Origin of the sequence: Roseixanthobacter finlandensis (assembly GCF_043195105.2) — a bacterium.
GTDB lineage: Bacteria > Pseudomonadota > Alphaproteobacteria > Rhizobiales > Xanthobacteraceae > NCEH01.
This window is the reverse complement of sequence record NZ_CM195536.1, coordinates 363,668-381,652: the sequence shown is the minus strand read 5'-3', so window position 1 is coordinate 381,652 and position 17,985 is coordinate 363,668. Positions and strand designations below refer to the sequence as shown.

At 67.3% G+C, this 17,985-nt stretch carries 15 protein-coding genes; 7 read left to right on the top strand and 8 right to left on the bottom strand.

The window, feature by feature from the left end; translation table 11 throughout:
- Positions 1–12: 12 nt before the first annotated feature.
- The 5 genes from pheT to rpmI form a co-directional block, all read right to left on the bottom strand.
- Positions 13–2,427 (bottom strand): phenylalanine--tRNA ligase subunit beta, encoded by a 2,415-nt coding sequence (gene pheT / locus V5G24_RS01840; RefSeq protein WP_394078984.1) that lies wholly within the window; start codon positions 2,425–2,427, stop codon positions 13–15.
- A complete protein-coding gene (locus V5G24_RS01835) occupies positions 2,424–2,975 on the bottom strand; it encodes an endonuclease domain-containing protein (protein WP_394078982.1) in 552 nt (183 codons plus the stop codon). The genes pheT and V5G24_RS01835 overlap by 4 nt, the downstream gene beginning before the upstream one ends.
- A 95-nt stretch (positions 2,976–3,070) precedes the next feature.
- Positions 3,071–4,180 (bottom strand): phenylalanine--tRNA ligase subunit alpha, encoded by a 1,110-nt coding sequence (gene pheS / locus V5G24_RS01830; protein ID WP_394078980.1) that lies wholly within the window; start codon positions 4,178–4,180, stop codon positions 3,071–3,073.
- A gap of 258 nt (positions 4,181–4,438) precedes the next feature.
- Positions 4,439–4,801, bottom strand: coding sequence for a 50S ribosomal protein L20 (gene rplT, locus V5G24_RS01825; protein WP_394078978.1), 363 nt, complete (start codon positions 4,799–4,801; stop codon positions 4,439–4,441).
- A gap of 27 nt (positions 4,802–4,828) precedes the next feature.
- Positions 4,829–5,029: a 50S ribosomal protein L35 gene (gene rpmI, locus V5G24_RS01820; RefSeq protein WP_394078976.1), complete on the bottom strand. Its 201-nt coding sequence runs from the start codon at positions 5,027–5,029 to the stop codon at positions 4,829–4,831.
- A gap of 306 nt (positions 5,030–5,335) precedes the next feature.
- Between rpmI and V5G24_RS01815 the strand changes: the two genes are divergently transcribed.
- Positions 5,336–5,956, top strand: coding sequence for a BA14K family protein (locus V5G24_RS01815; RefSeq protein ID WP_394078974.1), 621 nt, complete (start codon positions 5,336–5,338; stop codon positions 5,954–5,956).
- 285 nt (positions 5,957–6,241) lie between these two features.
- On the top strand, positions 6,242–6,685 hold the full coding sequence (locus V5G24_RS01810; protein WP_394078972.1) for a BA14K family protein: 444 nt from the start codon (positions 6,242–6,244) through the stop codon (positions 6,683–6,685).
- A 142-nt stretch (positions 6,686–6,827) separates the two neighbouring features.
- Here the strand turns inward: V5G24_RS01810 and infC are convergent, their stop codons facing one another.
- Complete coding sequence (gene infC, locus V5G24_RS01805; protein WP_348844567.1) at positions 6,828–7,352, bottom strand: translation initiation factor IF-3; 525 nt, start codon at positions 7,350–7,352, stop codon at positions 6,828–6,830.
- Positions 7,353–7,668: 316 nt separating this feature from the next.
- On the opposite strand from infC, the gene V5G24_RS01800 reads away from it, so the two are divergent.
- The 3 genes from V5G24_RS01800 to V5G24_RS01790 all read left to right on the top strand — a co-directional run bounded on the left by V5G24_RS01800 (position 7,669) and on the right by V5G24_RS01790 (position 11,721).
- Positions 7,669–8,553 carry a DUF3108 domain-containing protein gene (locus V5G24_RS01800; RefSeq protein ID WP_394078970.1) on the top strand — a complete coding sequence of 295 codons (885 nt, stop codon included), beginning with the start codon at positions 7,669–7,671 and terminating at the stop codon, positions 8,551–8,553.
- Between the two features lie 222 nt (positions 8,554–8,775).
- Positions 8,776–10,179, top strand: coding sequence for a glutamine synthetase family protein (locus V5G24_RS01795; RefSeq protein WP_394067619.1), 1,404 nt, complete (start codon positions 8,776–8,778; stop codon positions 10,177–10,179).
- Positions 10,180–10,431: 252 nt separating this feature from the next.
- Entirely contained in the window at positions 10,432–11,721 is a 1,290-nt protein-coding gene (locus tag V5G24_RS01790; RefSeq protein ID WP_394078968.1) for an NAD(P)/FAD-dependent oxidoreductase, read from the top strand.
- A gap of 219 nt (positions 11,722–11,940) precedes the next feature.
- Here the strand turns inward: V5G24_RS01790 and V5G24_RS01785 are convergent, their stop codons facing one another.
- Positions 11,941–12,864 (bottom strand): pirin family protein, encoded by a 924-nt coding sequence (locus V5G24_RS01785; RefSeq protein WP_394078966.1) that lies wholly within the window; start codon positions 12,862–12,864, stop codon positions 11,941–11,943.
- A 165-nt stretch (positions 12,865–13,029) separates the two neighbouring features.
- Between V5G24_RS01785 and V5G24_RS01780 the strand changes: the two genes are divergently transcribed.
- On the top strand, positions 13,030–15,708 hold the full coding sequence (locus V5G24_RS01780; protein WP_394078964.1) for an AsmA family protein: 2,679 nt from the start codon (positions 13,030–13,032) through the stop codon (positions 15,706–15,708).
- 6 nt (positions 15,709–15,714) lie between these two features.
- Here V5G24_RS01780 and V5G24_RS01775 read toward each other — a convergent pair whose 3' ends face one another.
- On the bottom strand, positions 15,715–17,100 hold the full coding sequence (locus tag V5G24_RS01775; protein WP_394078962.1) for an aminotransferase-like domain-containing protein: 1,386 nt from the start codon (positions 17,098–17,100) through the stop codon (positions 15,715–15,717).
- Positions 17,101–17,459: 359 nt separating this feature from the next.
- Here V5G24_RS01775 and V5G24_RS01770 point away from each other — a divergent pair, with 359 nt between their 5' ends.
- Positions 17,460–17,942 carry an MSMEG_0572/Sll0783 family nitrogen starvation response protein gene (locus V5G24_RS01770; RefSeq protein WP_394067630.1) on the top strand — a complete coding sequence of 161 codons (483 nt, stop codon included), beginning with the start codon at positions 17,460–17,462 and terminating at the stop codon, positions 17,940–17,942.
- Positions 17,943–17,985 lie beyond the last annotated feature (43 nt).

Genomic DNA, 17,985 nt, shown 5'->3' with positions numbered 1-17,985 from the left:
CCCGTCCCGGCCTCAGCCGCGCAGGCTGGCGCCGGTCTTCTTCGCGACGTCGGCGACGATCTTCGCCGCCACGGCCTCGATCTCCGCGTCGGTCAGCGTGCGCTCGCGCGGCTGGAGCGTGATCTCGATGGCGATGGACTTCTTGCCGTCCTCGATGCCCACGCCCTCATAGACGTCGAACACGGAGGCGTCGGTGATCAGCTTCTTGTCCACGCCCTGGGCCGCCCGCAGGATATCGCCCGCCGCCACCGTGCGATCCACCAGGAAGGCGAAGTCGCGGCGCACCGGCTGGAAGGCGGAAAGATCCAGCGGCGGCTTCACCTTGGTGGGCTTGGCCTTGGGTTCCGCGATGCGATCGAGGATGATCTCGAAGGCCACCAGCGGCCCGCTCACATCCAGCGCTTCCAGCACGCGCGGATGCAGTTCGCCGAAGGTGGCGAGCACGTTGGAGCCGAGGCGCAGGCTCGCCGAACGGCCGGGATGGTACCAGGCGGGCGCATCGGTCGTAACCTGGAGGTTGGCCACCGGCGCGCCCACGGCCGCGAGCGCCGCCAGGGCATCGGCCTTGGCGTCGAAGGCATCCACGCTCTTTGCCGCGCTCGCCCAATGGCGCCCCGCGCCCTCGGGCTTGGCGGTCGCCCGGCGAATACCGGTCGCGGACATGCGCTGGTCCTTCGGCTGGTCGCCGGCGAACACCTGCCCCACCTCGAACAGCGCCACCTCGCCATAGCCCCGGTCCGCATTGGCCTGGGCCGAGCGGATAAGACCCGGCAGCAGGCTCGGCCGCATGTCGGACAGTTCCGAGGCGATCGGATTGGACAGCGCCAGTTCCGGCGCGCCGCCGCCGAACAACTCGGCCTGCGCCTTGGAGACGAACGACCAGGTGACCGCCTCCACCATGCCGCGCGCGGCGAGCGCCCGGCGCGCCTTGCGGACGCGCATTTGCAGCGGCGTCAGCACGGGACGGCGGGCGTCGTCAGTGCGGGGGAATTCGGTGGCGGGCACGCGGGCAAGGCCGAGGATGCGCACCACCTCTTCCACCAGATCCGCCTTGCCCTCGATATCGGCACGCCAGGAGGGCGGCACCACCTGCACCACCGGCGCGGCGCCGGAGACCGCAAAGCCGAGGCGGGTGAGCACGTCGCGGATTTCCGCTTCGCTCGCCTCGAGGCCCGACAGCCGTTTCACCTCGGCGAGCGGGAAATCGATGGTGCGGGCGGTATCGGGGATCGCCCCGGCCAGCACCATTTGCGAGGGCTCGCCGCCGCAGATGTCGAGAATGATATGGGTCGCGAGATCCAGCCCCGGCACGGTGAAGGCGGGGTCGATGCCGCGCTCGAAGCGGAACCGGGCGTCCGAATTCAGCCCCAGCTTGCGGCCGGTCTGGGCGATATTGATGGGCTCCCAGAGCGCGCTTTCGATCACCACGTCGGTGGTGGTCTCGTCGCAGCCGCTTTCTTCGCCGCCCATGACGCCGGCGAGGCTCTCAACGCCCTTGTCGTCCGCGATGACGCACATGCTCTCGTCGAGCGTATAGGTCTTGCCGTCGAGCGCCAGCAAGGTCTCCCCGGCCTTGGCGCGGCGCACCACGAGATCACCCTTCACCTTGTTCAGGTCGAACACATGCAGCGGCCGGTTGCGGTCGAAGGTGAGGAAATTCGTCACGTCCACCAGCGCATTGATGGGCCGCAGGCCGATGGCGCGCAGTTTCTCCTGCATCCACTCGGGCGAGGGGCCGTTTTTCACACCCCGGATCACCCGCAGCGCAAAGGCCGGACAGAGCGAAGGTGTCTCTCCGAAATCGAGCGTCACGTTCAGCGGCGCGGGGAATTTGCTCTCCACCGGCGCGATGCGCGGGGCGAGCAGTTCGCCGAGGCCGGCGGCGGCAAGATCGCGCGCGACGCCGGACACGCCAAGGCAATCGGCGCGGTTCGGGGTGACGGCGATTTCCACCACCGGGTCGTTCAGGCCCAGCACCTGCGCGAACGGCGCGCCCACGGGCGCGTCTTCCGGCAATTCCATGATGCCGTCGTGCTCTTCCGAAAGGCCCATCTCACGGGCAGAGCACAGCATGCCGCGGCTTTCCACATCGCGGATCTTGCCGATCTTCAGCTCGGTGCCGGTGGTGGGAATGATGGTGCCGGGCGCGGCGAACACGGTCTTGAGGCCGGCGCGGGCATTGGGCGCGCCACACACCACCTGGATCGGCTCGCCTTTCCCGATGGAGACGGTGCAGACCTTCAGCTTGTCGGCATTGGGATGCTTCTGCGCGGTCAGCACCTCGCCGACGACGAACGGCGCCAATGCCTTCGCCTTGTCCTCCACGCCCTCCACTTCGAGGCCGATCAGGGAGAGGCGATCGACGATCTCATCGAAGGAGGCCGTGGGCTCGAGATGCTCTTGGAGCCAGGAGAAGGTGAATTTCATTCTGATGCTCCGCTTCCCCCTCCCCAGCCCTCCCCCGCAAGCGGGAGAGGGGGCGGAGAAGCCTGCGATGAAGGTGGATCAATGATTTTCGAAGGGTCGGCATAGCCCTCTCCCGCTTGCGGGGGAGGGTTGGGAGGGGGCAGAGCGGTCGAGGCCGCCGCGACGATGGCTTCAAGCACGCCCGACAGGTTCTTCAGCACGTCGAGATTGCTGAAGCGAAGAACCCGAAAGCCCTTTGAGGCGAAGACGGCATCACGCCGCGCATCACTCGTGCGGCCGGGCTCCTGATAATGCTGCCCGCCGTCCACTTCAAGGATCAGACGTGCGGATAGGCAAGCGAAATCAACGATATAGCCGGCGAGCGGATACTGTCGGCGAAAGCGCAGGCCATCGAGCCGATGGGCGCGCAGTTCAAACCAGAGCACCTGCTCGGCATCGGTGGGCGAGGCACGCAAATCGCGGGCACGGGCGCGCTGAACGCGGCCGACATGCCAGCGCGGCTTCGGGTCGTCCTCCACCATGGCGTGCTCCTGAAGGAAGCGTTGCATTCCCCCTCCCCAGCCCTCCCCCGCATGCGGGAGAGGGAGCGGAAACAGCATTTTAAAGCCCTCCCCCGCAAGGGGGGAGGGGAATTCAAGGTGGTTCACGCGCTCAACCCACCGGCCAAGGTCGGGAAGTCCAGCGGGCGGAAGCCGTAGCGGGAGAGCCAGCGCACATCCGCCTCGAAGAAGGCGCGCAGGTCGCTCATGCCGTATTTCAGCATGGCGATGCGGTCGATGCCCATGCCCCAGGCAAAGCCCTGGTAGATGTCCGGGTCGATGCCGCAATTGCGCAGCACATTGGGATGCACCATGCCGCAGCCCAAAATCTCCAGCCAGTCATTGCCCTCGCCGAAGCGGATCTCGCCGGGGCGCGAGCGGTCGCACTGGATATCCACTTCCATGCTCGGCTCGGTGAAGGGGAAGAAGGACGGGCGAAAGCGCATCGTCACATTCTCCACCTCGAAGAAGGCCTTGCAGAATTCCTGCAGGATCCACTTCAGGTGGCCCATGTGGGAGCCCTTGTCGATCACCAGCCCCTCCACCTGGTGGAACATGGGGGTATGGGTCTGGTCGCTGTCGCAGCGATAGGTGCGGCCGGGACAGATGACGCGGATCGGCGGGGTCTTGCTCATCATGGTGCGCACCTGCACCGGGGAGGTGTGGGTGCGCAGCACCTTGCGTTCGCCCTCGGCATTGGGCGGCAGGAAGAAGGTGTCGTGCATCTCCCGCGCCGGGTGGCCGGCGGGGAAGTTCAGCGCGGTGAAATTATAGAAATCGGTCTCGATATCGGGCCCTTCCGCAACGGAGAAGCCCATGTCCGCGAAAATCGCCGTCAATTCTTCCGTGACCTGGGTGATGGGATGCACCCGGCCGATTTCGGCGCGCGGCTCGCGCACCGGCAGGCTCACGTCCACCCGTTCGGTGGCGAGGCGCGCTTCCAGGGCGGCGGACTTCAGTGCCTCCTTACGGACGGCCAGCAGGCCCTGCACCCGGTCGCGCAGGCCGTTGATGGCCGGACCCATGGTCTTGCGCTCGTCCGGGGTCATGCCGCCGAGCGATTTCAGCAGTTCGGAGACGCTGCCCTTCTTGCCGAGGGCGGCGATGCGCACCGCTTCGAGCGCGGCTTCGTCTCCCGCCGCGAGAATCCCGGCGGAAACCTCGCGCTCCAGGGCATCGAGGCCGGGATGATCGGTCAAAACGAGCTCGGACATGGATTGAGGCCTTCAGATACAGCCATGCGTTATGCCGTCATCCCCGGGCTTGTCCGGGGATCCACGCTCGTCCGGCCTGCCCACCCTTCGACAAGGCGGGCACTGACGGCAGCGCGGGGATGGCCGGGACAAGCCCGGCCATGACGGGATGAAATCGGCGCAATTTATAGTCACGGCGCGCGCAAAGCGAAAAGCCCCGAACGGATCTCCGCGCGGGGCTTGTCAGTCTCGGTCGGGCGGGTCGCGCCTGATAAGGCCTCAGGCCAGAGCGGCCTTGGCCTTCTCCACCAGGGCCTTGAACGCCTCGGGCTCATGGATGGCGATATCCGAGAGCACCTTGCGGTCGACTTCGATCCCCGCCTTCGCGAGACCGTTGATAAAGCCGCCATAGGTGAGGCCGAGGTCGAGTTCGCGCACGCCGGCGTTGATGCGCTGGATCCAGAGCGCGCGGAACGTGCGCTTCTTCACCTTGCGATCGCGATAGGCATATTGCATCGACCGTTCGACGGCCGACTTCGCTGCGCGGATGGTATTCTTGCGACGGCCATAGAAGCCCTTTGCGGCTTCATAGACCTTCTTATGCTTGGCGTGGGAAGTTACGCCACGTTTCACGCGGGCCATGGATGATCTCCTTCAGATCGCAGTGCGTCAGCCGTTCGGCAGGAACGACTTGCGGATCACCCGTCCATCGCTCTCGCAAAGGATGGTGGTGCCGCGCTGGTTGCGGATCTGGGCATTGGTCCGCTTGATCATCCCGTGCCGCTTACCGGCCTGGGCGGCGATAACTTTCCCGGTACCCGTCAGACGGAAGCGTTTTTTTGCTCCCGACTTGGTCTTCATCTTGGGCATTTTGCTCTCCGTGACCGCCATCCGCCGCACGTTGCCGCACGGGGCATTCAGCCTTTTGTTGATATGAGCGAAAAGAACCAACACGGCAGCCCTTGTCGCCGGCCGGTTCGAAGGCCGCACTCGTTACAGGACTGTCACGCGAAACGCAAGCCGGCTCCCCTTGCAAAACCGCGCGTGGGAAAATGCCGGCGGCGCCCGCCAAGGCTCAAGCCGCCATCTTTGCGCCCGTTCGCTCTGCTTTGTTGCCGAATTGAGGCGTGGAGCCTCGTGCCTTGCGCCCGGCGGGAATCCGGGCAGGAGATGACGATGAGGACGCCTTTGCGTGTTTCAGTCTTCACCGCCGCCCTCGCGGTGGCGGGCTTTGCGTTCAGTATGGCGCCGGCCGGCGCGCAGGCTTTGCGGCTCGGGGCGATGCAGCCCTTGAGCGCGAAAGCGACCAGCACGGCCGCTTTTCCCATCGAGCAGGTGCAATATCGTCGCGGCTGGGGCGGACGCCCGGGATGGGGCGGCCGCGGCTGGCACGGACGTCCCGGATGGGGCGGCGCCGGATGGGCGGGACGCCCCGGCTGGGGACGGCCCGGCTGGGCCGGGCGGCCGGCCTGGGGTCCGGGCCCGGGCTGGAATCGTTCCGGCTGGGGTCCGGGATGGGGCCGGCCGGGCTGGGGTCCCCGCTGGGGCTATGCGCCGGTCTATGGCCCCGGCTGGGGCTGGGGTCCCGGATGGGGCGGCGGCTGGGGTCCCGGATGGGGCTATGGCGGCGCCGTGGCCACCGGCGTCGTGATCGGCTCGGCGGCGGCGCTGGCGGCCAACCAGGGGCCTGGGCCCGGCACCAATTGGGTCGCCTATTGCTCCCAGCGCTATCGCTCCTACAACCCGCGCACCGGAACCTTCCTCGGCTATGACGGACGGCGGCATCCCTGCCCCTGAGTCCGCAGCCCTCGATCTCCCCGCCAGGAACGGCGCCGCCCGCGCGCGCCGTTTCTGCGCCTCTCTATCGTCCCCTCTTCTATCGTCCATCCTTCTGCCGTGGACACATTCGCCGCACGGTTTTCCCGGCGAACGGGTGCTGGCGCAGGGTTTTCGAACCGAAGGTTTGCGCTGCGCTCGGTCCTCCCCGGACGCTGCCGCCGCACGCCTCGCAATCACAGGGGCGTGAGGGCGGCGATCTTTTCCGCCTCCTGGGCGTTTCCTTTCCCAAAGGAGAAGCATCCGATGCGCAAGACCCTTTCTCTCATTGCCGCCGCTAGTCTCAGCGCGGCCTTCACCCTGTCCGGCGCGCAGGCGCAGCCGCTGCGGCCCGCCCCGGCCGGCCTCACGGCGGACGCGGGTTCGCTGACCAATGTGCAATGGCACGGCCCGCGTGGCCCCGGCTGGCGGGGTCCCGGCTGGCGTGGTCCGGGACCGCGTTATTACGGCCCGCGCTACGGCTATCGCAATTGCGGCTGGGGCGGCTGCAACAACAATGGCGCGGCGGTCGCAGCCGGTGTGGTCGGCGGGCTGATGTTGGGCGCGGCGGCGGCGAGCGCGGCCAATGCGGCGAATTCCGCCCCGCCGCAGGGCAATTGGATCGCCTATTGCTCCTCGAAGTACCGGTCCTTCGATCCCGCCAGTGGCACCTATCTCGGCTATGACGGCGTGCGCCATCCCTGCCCCTGACGGCACACCCGCCTGAGAGCGGCGGAGCGTTCCGGGATGCGAATCCCGCCCGCCCGCTCGGGCTGACGCCAAAGAAAAAGCCCGGATCGAGAGATCCGGGCTTTTTGGTCGACGATGGTTCGGACCGTGTTTCCGTCGCCGCTCAGCGCGGCGCCAGGATCATGATCATCTGCCGGCCTTCCAGCATCGGCTCGGCTTCCACCTTGGCGATGGTGGCGACATCGTCGCGCAGCTTCTGCAGCAGCTTGTAGCCGATGTCCTGATGCGCCATCTCACGGCCACGGAAGCGCAGGGTGACCTTCACCTTGTCGCCCTCTTCGAAGAACCGCTGCATGGAGCGCATCTTCACTTCGTAGTCATGCGTGTCGATGCCGGGCCGCAGCTTGATTTCCTTGACCTCGACCACCTTCTGCTTCTTGCGCGCCTCGCTGGCCTTCTTCTGGTTCTGATACTTGAACCGGCCAAAATCGAGGATCTTGCAGACGGGCGGGGCGGAATTGGGCGCGATCTCCACGAGATCGAGGCCGGCTTCCTGCGCGAGCTGGAGGGCATCGCGGATTGCCACCACACCGCGGTTCTGCCCATCCTGGTCGATCAGCTGCACTTCGCGGATGCGGATTTCCTCATTGACGCGCGGTCCATCCTTTTCCGGCGCGACGGGTCTCATGGGGCGACGAATGGCGAAAATCTCCTCTGCCATTAAATTGGATCGCGCGCGGCTTAGGGAATCGGCGCGCAACTTCATATGGAAGCGCGCAGCCAGAAGCCCCCGACCAAGAGCGGACACAGAAGATCGTGACTCTGAGGTGGGAAGTCAATAACCAACACCTCTCGAGCGGCGCTGCGGGTCATTTTTCGGCCCGAATCGCCGCCATGTGCCACGCCCGGGAGCCACAGTTCAGCCGCCTTCGCCCGGCATTCGGGAGACAGCAGCAGGGCCGGACGCTCCGCCGGGTGCCGAACCGCCGCCTTTCCAGGACCCAATGATGATCGACGTTGCTTCCCTTGTGGGTCGCCTCCTCCACCGCCTGGGGCCGTTCGCGGCCTTCGCGCTGTGCCTGGGCGCGGTCCTGCCGGCGGCGATTGGCGCCGCGCGGGCCGACGGGCGGCTCGATGCGAAATATTCCCTTAGCGTGGGCGGGGTCGAGATCGGCCGCGCCACCCTGGTGGCCGAGGCCACCGGCACGAGCTACGAAATCGCCGCCACCGGCCGCATCACCGGTGTCCTGCGCGCGGTCTCCTCCGGCAAGGGCAGCGTCGCGGCGCGCGGCGCCATCGGCATGGGCAAAGTGGTGCCGCAGGTGTTCGCGGTCGCGGCCGAGGCGGATGGCAAGACCGAGGGCGTGCGGTTCGCGGTGGTGAACAACGCGGTGAAGGAACTGGTGGTCGAGCCGCCCATCAAGCCCCTGCCGGATCGCGTGGAAATCACCGAGGCCCATCTCACCAACGTCATCGATCCCATGAGCGGCGCCTTCGTCTATGTGCCCGGCACCGTCGACATGCTCTCCGCCGCCGCCTGCGACCGGTCGATCCCGGTGTTCGACGGCCGCCAGCGCTACGACATCTCGCTGAGCTATCTGCGGGTGGAACAGGTGAAGCTGGCCAAAGGCTACAGCGGCCCGGCCGTGGTGTGCCGCGCCGCCTACACCCCCGTCGCGGGGCACCGGCCAACCCGCTACACCGTTAAATACATGCAGGAAAACAAAGAGATGTACGTATGGCTGGTGCCGGTTGCCGGCACCCGCCTGCTGGCGCCGTTCAAGGTCTCGGTCGCCACCATGATCGGCACCGCGATCCTGGAGGCGACCGCCTTCGCGACCGTGGTGAAGGAAAATGCGGTTCCGGTTAACGCGCCCAAACCACAATAGCGACGCCCGCGTTCGCCACCGGAATCGGTTACCGGGAGCAGAGTCCCACTAGCCCTAGTACGGGGCAAAACACGAACCTTGCCCGACTCTCGATTCGGCCGCGATTCGTTCCACTCCCGTTCCTTTGCGCTTTTCCCGTGTTGCAGCACAGCCCGCGTTGACTTCGCCCCATGGGCAGGTGTTCCCTGGCTTGGCGTGCGTTCGGTCACGCGAGAGGACATCATGGCTAAACGGAGCAAAGCGGGCGAATCGGAACATCTGGCGCTGCCGCGCGGTGTTAAATCCCTGGCGGAGGCGAAAGCCTGGATGGTGTCCCGCGGCATCACCGAGATCGAATGCACCGTCCCGGACCTTGCGGGTGTCGCCCGGGGCAAGATCATGCCGGCCTCGAAATTCCTCTCCTCCCCGGTGATGAACCTGCCGCTCTCGGTCTTTTTCCAGACCATTTCCGGCGAGTATCCCTCCTATGAGGGGCTGGTGGATTCCGTGATCGCGGATTCCGACCTCGTGCTGGAGCCCGATTTCTCCACCCTGTGCTCGGTGCCCTGGGCGCAGGACCCGACTGCCCAGATCATCCACAACGCCTATCATCGCGACGGCCGCCCGGTGGAACTCGCGCCGCGCCAGGTGCTGAAGAACGTGCTGGCGCTCTATGCCAAGCGCGGCTGGAAGCCGGTGGTGGCGCCGGAGATCGAATTCTATCTGGTCGAGCCCAATGTGGACCCCGACTACCCCCTGAAGCCGCCGGTCGGCCGCTCGGGCCGCCCCGAGATCGGCCGCCAGTCCTATTCGATCCAGGCAGTGAACGAGTTCGACGCCCTGTTCGAGGACATCTACGATTATTCCGAGGCCCAGGGCCTGGAGATCGACACGCTGATCCACGAGGACGGCGCGGCGCAGATGGAAATCAATCTGCGCCACGGTGATCCGCTGGAACTCGCCGACCAGGTGTTCCTGTTCAAGCGCACCATTCGCGAGGCCGCGCTCGCCCACAAGATCTACGCCACGTTCATGGCGAAGCCGATCGCCAACGAGCCGGGCAGCGCCATGCACATCCACCAGTCGGTGGTGTCGGCGGAGACGGGGAAGAACATCTTCTCCGACGACGACGGCGACCCGACGCCGGAATTCTTCTCGTTCCTCGCCGGGCACCAGAAATACCTGCCCTCGGTCATGTGCATCCTGGCGCCATACGTGAATTCCTACCGCCGGCTGACGCGGGATTCCATGGCGCCGATCAATGTGCAATGGGGCTATGACAACCGTACCGCCGGCCTGCGCGTACCCCCCGCCCCGCCGGCTGCCCGCCGGGTGGAGAACCGCGTTCCTTCCTCCGACGCCAACCCCTATCTCGTCATCGCGGCGTCGCTGGCCTGCGGCTATATCGGCATCCAGAAGGGCCTGCGCCCCACCGAGCCGCTGGAAGGCGATGCCAAGGACCTGGACTTCGACCTGCCGCGCGGACTGTTGGAGGCGGTGGCCGCCTTCGAGGAAAACGAGGATCTCGCCGAAGTGCTCGGCAAGAGCTTCATCGCCACCTATGCGGCGGTGAAGCAGGCGGAGTTCGAGACCTTCATGCGGGTGATCTCGCCGTGGGAGCGGGAGTATCTGCTGCTGAACGTGTGAAGGCGCTTCTCCCGGCAGAAGCTGCCGGTGGAGCAGCCGCGTTCCCCTCCCCAACCCTCCCCCGCAAGCGGGAGAGGGAGCACCGCTCTGAAGCGAGGCGGCGCCACGAAGAGCCGGAGATTCCCTCTCCCGCTTGCGGGGGGAGGGGTAGGGAGGGGGCAGGATGCGGCGCAGAGCGCGACGGCCCGAAGGTCTTCCGTCCGCCCGCCGCCCCCAGCGAGACTTCTCCAGCCTCACCACACAGGGACAGTCATGACGTTCGGCGGCCATCCCCAATCCTGGTATGCGGCAACCGCGACCCCGTTTCCGGAGCTGCCGCATCTCTCCGGCGCCGTGCGTGCGGACGTGGTGATCGTCGGCGCCGGCTATACCGGGCTCTCCGCCGCGCTTCATCTCGCGCAAGCCGGCATGGACGTGGTGGTTCTGGAAGGCGGCCGCGTGGGCTCGGGCGCCTCGGGGCGCAATGGCGGGCAGATCCACAGCGGCCAGCGGCGCCACCAGGATTATCTGGAACAGGCGCTGGGCCTTGAAGATGCCCGCAAGCTCTGGGATCTCGCCGAGGAGGCGAAGGCGCTCGCCGCCGACCTCATCTCGCGCCACGCCATCGCCTGCGATCTCACGCCGGGCCTGATCACGGCCGACCACAAGCCCAATTTTGTCGCCGAGAGCCACGCCTATGGCCGCCATCTCGCCGAGACCTATGGCTACACCAAGACCGAGCCCCTGAGCCGCGACCAATTGCACGCCATGGTTGGTGCGCCCGGCTATTATGGCGGACTGATCGACCATGGGGCGGGCCATCTCCACCCGCTGAATTTCGCCCTCGGCCTCGCCCGGGCGGCACTCGGCGCCGGCGCCCGTATCTTCGAGCACAGCCGCGCCCTGCGCCTTGCCGAGGGCGCGAGTGCCGGCGGAGGCGTAAGTGTCGAGACCGACGGAGGGCGGGTGAAAGCCGATCTGCTGCTGCTCTGCGGGAATGGCCTCATGGACGGGCTCGACCGGCGGGTGGACCACCACGTCATGCCCATCAACAATTACATCGCCGTCACCGAGCCCCTGGGCGAACGGGCGGACGGCATCATTCGCGGACGGGCGGCGGTGGCCGACAGCCGGTTCGTGGTGAATTATTTCCGCATGACGCCGGACCGCCGCCTGCTGTTCGGCGGCGGGGAAAGCTATCGCCGCTCGCTGCGCCCGCAGGTGATGGAATTCGTGCGGCCCTTCCTGGCCCGCATCTTCCCGCAATTGGCCGATGTGAAGCTCGATTACGGCTGGGGCGGCACGCTCGGCATCACCATGACGCGCAACCCCTTCGTGCGCCGCCTCTCGCCTCATGTGCTGGCATCCGCCGGCTATTCCGGCCAGGGCGTGGTACTGGCACCCCTGTTCGGCAAGATTCTGGCCGAGGCGGTGCGCGGCCAAATGGGGCGGCTCGACCTTCTGGAACGCTTGCCCGTGCCGCCCTTCATCGGCGGCACGCTGCTGCGCTATCCCCTGCTGGTGGCGGGGCTCAGCTATTACGCGCTGCGGGACCGGCTTTAGGGGTCAGGATATGGGAAGAGAAGGACCGCTGCGCGAGAGTCCTTGCGCTTCGTCCCGGCTCTCCTTCCACTGCGCTACGCTTCGTTTCAGTCGGCTGGGACACAAGGGCGGCTCTCGCGTCCCGGACGCATGGAGCGTCAGCGCAATGCGAGCCGGGACCCAGCGCAAAACCCCGCCGCAGGCGTCCCTATCTCAGCAGGTCCTCCGCAAGGCCCATCCTTACTCCGGCAGCGGGATGAACTCGTGTTCCCCCGGCACTGCGGCGAAACGGCCGGTCTTCCAGTCTTCCTTTGCCTGCTCGATGCGCTCCTTGCGGGAGGAGACGAAATTCCACCAGAGATAGCGCGGTCCCTCCAGCGCCGTGCCGCCGAGGAACATCATGCGGGCCGGCGTGCGGGCGCGCACTGTGATGCGGTCGCCGGGGCGGAAGATCAAAAGGCGCGGCCCCTCGAACACGTCGCCGGCAATCTCGATCTCGCCGGAAACCACATAGATCGCCCGCTCCTCGGTGTCGGCGTCGAGCGGCGCGCTCGCGCCAGGCTGCAAGGCCACTTCCGCATAGAGCCAGTCGGAGAGCATGCCCACCGGCGAGCGCTGGCCGAAGGCCGCGCCGGCGATCACGCGCGCCCACACGCCGGTATCCTCGATCACCGGCAGGTCGGTGGAGGCAAAGTGCTGGAATGAGGGGTTGGTCTCCTCATGGGCGGCGGGCAGCGCGATCCAGCTCTGGATGCCGTACATAGTGCCGGCGGCATTGCCCGCGCGGGCCTCCAGCGGCGAGCGCTCGGAATGGGCGATACCGCGCCCGGCGGTCATGAGGTTCATGGCGCCGGGGGTGATTTCCAGCGCATTGCCCTCGCTGTCGCGATGCATGATCTTGCCGTCGAACAGATAGGTCACGGTGGCAAGGCCGATATGGGGATGGGGCCGCACGTCCAGCCCCTGGCCGGCCATGAACTGCACCGGCCCCATCTGATCGAAGAAGATGAACGGGCCAACCATCTGGCGTTTGCCATGGGGCAGCGCGCGACGCACGGAAAAGCCGTCGCCGAGGTCGCGCACGCGCGGCACGATCACAAGATCGAGCGCATCGCAGGACGGCGCATCGCCCAGCACCGGATCGGAGGACGGCATCCAGCTCATAAGCATCTCCCGCACGCGGTTTCGCGTCTCTCATGGTGCCACGGGCGCGGGCAAAGCGCACCCTTCCCATGGGGCGGCGCGCAGGTGACGGCGATCCCAAAAGCGTGACACAAGGGGCATCGCACAAGAGGATGGCGCGCTGCGTCAACGAACAGGGGGGATTGGATGCGTTGGCTGGTGAGGCTCGCGGCCATCACGGTGGCGGCCCTGCTTGTGGCCATGGCCGGCGTGGTGGCCCTCACCCAACTGGCCGGCTTTTCCGCACGACGGCAGGATCTGGCGGAACGTTTCCTGCGCGCCACGCTTGGCCCGGATGTGGAGGTGCGCGGCGCGGTGACGGTGGATCTGTTGCCCCGCTTCACCGCCCGCCTCGGCGACGTCACGGTGCTGGACCTGGCCGGCGCCGGGGTGGAGCTGCATCTGGAGACGGTCGCGCTCACCCTCGCCGATTATACCGCACTGCTGGGAGGCCTTTCGGTGGACGCGGCGGAGGTGGAGGGCGTGCGCGTCCTTTTGCCGATGGCCTCGCGTCCAACCTCCGGCAGCGCTGCGGGAGGCGCCGCCGGCACGGGTACGACGCACGCCGACCTGCCCCCCGCCGATGCCCCGCTGGACAGCGACGATCCCACCTCCCGCCCGGTTAGTGCCCGCATCGTCGGCGTGCTGACGGCGGTGCCCACGGTGGAGATCCGCGACCTGCTGCTGGAAGAGGCGAACGATCCCCAGGGCTGGAACTTCGCTTTGCGGGTGGACAGCCTTTCCAGCACCTATGATTCGGTTGCCGGCGCCCAGCGCCTCTCGGCGAGCGGCAGCTATAACGGGGAGAAGGTGACGCTCAACGGCACGCTCGATCGCGAAGCGAAGCCGGCGGACGGGCGGTTCGGCACCCAGATCGCCCTGGTCACCCATGGGCTCAGCCTGGATCTTGCCGGCTCGGCGGCCTCGGCGGCGTTCGACCGGGACATCGCGCTCCAGGTGGCGGCGCGCTCCGCCAGCATCGGCGACTTGCTGCAATTGGTTTCGCTGGCGCGGGCCGAGGATGGCACGGCGCGGCTCGATTTCACTTTGGCCGGCGATCCCGGGGCGCTCGCGGTCAGGGACATGTCCTTCGCCGCCACCCTGGCCGAGGGCGAAACCCTGACCATCACCGGCGCCCTCGCGGACCTGGAGGCGGGCACAGGCCTGTCGCTCTCCTTCCGCTCGGACCTGCTCGCGCCCGGCACCACGCCGCCGGTGGCGAACGGCCTGCGGGACATCGTGATCACCGGCCTGTCCGGCTTCCTGGAAGGCGACCTCGACAAGCTGGTGCTGCGCGACATGCTGATCCAGACCAATGCCTTCGAGCAGTCGATCCGCGAGGTGGGGCCGATCTCCGTGGGGGCGGTGGAACGCACGGCTAAGGGGCAGGTGCGCCTGCGCGACATCGCGCTCCAGGCCGGGCCGCGCGATCACCCGGTTTTCCGTCTCAAGGGCACGGTGGACGACGTGCTGGAGCTGGACGGGCTGGTCCTGTCCGGCGCGGTGGACCTGCCGGTGGCGGATCTGCTGACGGCACCGGGCACCGGGCTCGGCCGGATCGTGGGCACGCTCGATGTGTCCGACACCGACGGCACCATCGGCGTCGATGCGCTGGACGGCCGGATCACCGACAGCAATGTCATGAGCGGCACGCTCTCGCTGGTGCGCGATGACGCCGCCGGCCCGCGCGCGCCCCACGAGATCCGCCTCGCCAGCACCTTCGCGATCCCGGATTTTGGCGCCTTCGCGGCGCAGATGGGGGCCTCTTCCTCGTCCAATGCGCGGGTCACCTTCTCGGGCATGCTCTCGGCCAGCGCGGAAAGCCTCAAGGCGGAGGGCAAGGCCAGCCTTGGGCGCACCGAGATTACCGGCGTTCTTTCCAGCACGCTCGGGCCGGGCCGCACCCTGTTCGAGGGCAAGCTTGCCTCCCCGCTGGTCTATGTGGACGAACTCACCGCGCTGGCGGAAGCCTCGCGCGACGCGGTGGAGGCGGATCGTGCCCGCCGCGGCAGCACCGCCACGCAGGCAAAAACCAGCGCGCCGATCGACCCGCAGGTCGAGTCCGAGATCGATTTGGCGCGGCTCGTCGATCTCGATCTCGACATTTCCGCCAACCGGCTGAACAGCGCCGGCGACACCGCGAGCGGCCTCAAGGCCCGGCTCACCCTCGACAAGGGCATGGCGCGGCTCGATCCGTTCAGCGCCTCCTACATGGGCGGACACATCAAGGCGGCGGTGCAGAGCGACCTGACGGCCACCCCAACCCTGGTGCGGGCCAAGGGCACGGTGGAAGGCTGGCCGCTCTCCACCTTCCTCAATGCATCCAACGTGGGCTTCGCCACCCAGGGGCGGTTGAAGCTCGCCTTCGACATGTCCGTGGATCCCACGTCCGACGCCGCCCTGCTGCGCACGCTGAACGGCACGCTCTCGGTGGGCCTGACGGGCGGGCGGCTTGCCACCGGCAAGCTGGACCTCGCCGGCCTCGGCATCATCGCCGGCCTGTTCAACGAGGCGGTGCGCAGTGACAGCACGGCGCTGCGCTGCGTCAGCGCGCCCCTATCCTTCACCGCCGGGGTGGCGCGCACCGCGCCGGCAGTGGTGATCGAGACCGACCATGTGCGCGTGGTCGGGCGCGGCACCATCGATCTGCCGCGCAACACCATCAACATCTATGCCGAGCCGCGCCCGCTCGATGGCAAGGAAAACGACCTCGGCTATCCCTTCGCCATCACCGGGGCGCTCAGCAGCCCGCAAGTCGGCACCGTGGCGCGCCGGCCCGACGCGCGGCTCTACCGGCTCGGCGCGGGCTGCAAGCGGCGCGGATGAAGCGCCTCACAACACGGTCGAAGCATGCTCCGGCGAGTGGCTCAAGGCATGGGCCATGTATTCGAGCGCGCCGCGCACCTTCTCGCGACTGACCGGCCCGCCCAGGCACACCCGCGCGGCTTCCGGGGGATTGCCGTCGGCGGCGAAGGCGTCGCTTGCCACGATGCCGATGCCGGTGGAGCGCATGTGCCCGACGAAGGCCGAGCGGGTCCAGGGCTCGGGCAGTTCGATCCAGAGATTGAAGCTCAAAGGATCGGCGCGGAACGTGCCGGCGGGCAAGATCTGCGCCGCCAAGGTCTGGCGGGCGGCGGTCTCGGCGCGGATGAAGCGCAGGATGGAATCGGCCGTGCCGTCCTCGATCCAGCGGGTGGCCAGCGCCACGGTGAGCGGCGAGGCCATGACATTGGCGGCGCGGATCGCGGCGGCGAACGGCCAGCCGGAGCGCACATCCGGTACCAGCACATAAGCCGCGCGCAGGCCGGCGCCGATGCATTTGGCAAGGCCGGCGATATGCCACGTGATGTCCGGCGCCAGCGCCGCGAACGGGGCGATGCGCTGCACCGGGATGAAGCCATAGGCGTCATCCTCCACGATCGGCACGCTGAAGCGCCGGGCCACCGACGCGATGGCCGCGCGCCGGCTTTCGGGGATGGTCAGCGTGGTGGGGTTCTGAAGCGTGGGATTGAGATAGAGCGCCTTCGGCGCGAGCCGCGTGCAGGCGTCCGCGAACGCGTCGGGATCGATGCCCTCGCGATCCATCGGCAGACCGGCGAGGCGCAGGCCGAGTTGGGCCGCAATCGAGCGCGTGCCGGGATAGGTCAGGCTCTCGCACAGAACGGTATCGCCGGGCTTCGCCAGCAGGCCCAAAATGCCCATGAGCGCGGAATGGGCGCCGGGGGTGACGAAGATGCGTTCCTGCGCCGGTACCAGCCCGCGCCGGCTGAGCCAGGCGGAGGCGGCGTCCTTGTCGGCAGGCGCGCCGCCGAAGCCCTGGTAGCGCAGCAGGGAGACGAGATCGCGGCTCACCTGCGCCACGCCGTCCTGCATGCGCGCGATCAGCTCCGGATCGTCCGGCTCGGGCGGGAGGTTCATGGAAAGATCGGCCGGCTCGGGCCGGTTGTGGCGCACCGGAGCGGGCGCCGGGCGGATCGGGGCGCGCACGAACGTGCCTTGTCCGACGCGCGATTCCACGAGACCGCGCTTCTGCGCCTCCACATAGCCGCGCGCCACGGTGGTGAAATCCACCGCCAGCCGATCCGCCAGCTTGCGCTGGGGCGGCAGGCGATCGCCCACGGACAGGCGACCTGCGCGGATGTCTTCGGCGATGATGTCGGCGATGGCGAGATAGCGCGGCTTGTCGCTGCGCGTCAGGTCCGGCGTCCAGTCAACCATGGCGATGCGTCTTCAATCCTTCGTGCCGCGACGCGATGCTTTTGCGTCCCCCAGAAATTGACTGTATAGTGTTGCATCATGGCCTTGTCACCTCCGGGATGTTCCGGGAGGGCGGATTTTACGGCTAGGCCCGAGCCTTGTGCTTGCTGGACTTTTGTGCATGCGACGCCTGCATGTTGCGCAGATCGCCCAGGGCTTAATCATCGGGCGCGCACCGCAGATCTCGTAATTGAATGTATAATTGACTGTGTATCGCTGATATTATTGACTGTTTCAAAAAACAGCCAAATTGGCACATTGATTGCAAATCTCCTCGTCAGCCCCGCACGCCAAGGGGCCCACCCAACGAGGAGTTCCGCATGCCCGCCGTGACCGCCCCCGCCCACCAGAAGGGTGATTTCTTCGTCGATTACGAGGACAAGAAGTTCGAGGACGTCAAAGCCCTGCCCGGCGAGAAGGCGCTCGTGACCTTCCACACCGTGGCGTTCGAAGGCTCCATCGGCTTCGTCAATCTGCTCCAGGCCACCCGCCTCAAGCGCAAGGGCTTCGAGACCTCGATCCTGCTCTATGGCCCCGGCGTGACGCTGGGCGTGCAGCGCGGCTTCCCCAAGCTCGGCGACGAGGCTTTCCCCGGCCATCAGAATTTCAACAACCAGATCACCAAATTCATGGAAGAGGGCGGCAAGGTCTATGCCTGCCGCTTCGCGCTCCAGGCCCTCTACGGCCATGGCGAACCTTCGCTGATCCCCGGCATCACCCCCATCAGCCCGCTGGACGTGCTGGACCTGGTGCTGCTCCACCGCCGGGACAACGCCTTCATCCTCGACACTTGGACCCTCTGAGGCCTGGACCCTCTGAGGCCTGGACCCTCTGAGGCCTGGACCC

Excerpts from the sequence above, each read along its gene's own strand:
- pheT (WP_394078984.1), bottom strand. The coding sequence starts at position 2,427 with ATGAAATTCACCTTCTCCTGGCTCCAAGAGCATCTCGAGCCCACGGCC.
- V5G24_RS01835 (WP_394078982.1), bottom strand. The coding sequence starts at position 2,975 with ATGCAACGCTTCCTTCAGGAGCACGCCATGGTGGAGGACGACCCGAAG.
- pheS (WP_394078980.1), bottom strand. The coding sequence starts at position 4,180 with ATGTCCGAGCTCGTTTTGACCGATCATCCCGGCCTCGATGCCCTGGAG.
- rplT (WP_394078978.1), bottom strand. The coding sequence starts at position 4,801 with ATGGCCCGCGTGAAACGTGGCGTAACTTCCCACGCCAAGCATAAGAAG.
- rpmI (WP_394078976.1), bottom strand. The coding sequence starts at position 5,029 with ATGCCCAAGATGAAGACCAAGTCGGGAGCAAAAAAACGCTTCCGTCTG.
- V5G24_RS01815 (WP_394078974.1), top strand. The coding sequence starts at position 5,336 with ATGAGGACGCCTTTGCGTGTTTCAGTCTTCACCGCCGCCCTCGCGGTG.
- V5G24_RS01810 (WP_394078972.1), top strand. The coding sequence starts at position 6,242 with ATGCGCAAGACCCTTTCTCTCATTGCCGCCGCTAGTCTCAGCGCGGCC.
- infC (WP_348844567.1), bottom strand. The coding sequence starts at position 7,352 with ATGAGACCCGTCGCGCCGGAAAAGGATGGACCGCGCGTCAATGAGGAA.
- V5G24_RS01800 (WP_394078970.1), top strand. The coding sequence starts at position 7,669 with ATGATGATCGACGTTGCTTCCCTTGTGGGTCGCCTCCTCCACCGCCTG.
- V5G24_RS01795 (WP_394067619.1), top strand. The coding sequence starts at position 8,776 with ATGGCTAAACGGAGCAAAGCGGGCGAATCGGAACATCTGGCGCTGCCG.
- V5G24_RS01790 (WP_394078968.1), top strand. The coding sequence starts at position 10,432 with ATGACGTTCGGCGGCCATCCCCAATCCTGGTATGCGGCAACCGCGACC.
- V5G24_RS01785 (WP_394078966.1), bottom strand. The coding sequence starts at position 12,864 with ATGAGCTGGATGCCGTCCTCCGATCCGGTGCTGGGCGATGCGCCGTCC.
- V5G24_RS01780 (WP_394078964.1), top strand. The coding sequence starts at position 13,030 with ATGCGTTGGCTGGTGAGGCTCGCGGCCATCACGGTGGCGGCCCTGCTT.
- V5G24_RS01775 (WP_394078962.1), bottom strand. The coding sequence starts at position 17,100 with ATGGTTGACTGGACGCCGGACCTGACGCGCAGCGACAAGCCGCGCTAT.
- V5G24_RS01770 (WP_394067630.1), top strand. The coding sequence starts at position 17,460 with ATGCCCGCCGTGACCGCCCCCGCCCACCAGAAGGGTGATTTCTTCGTC.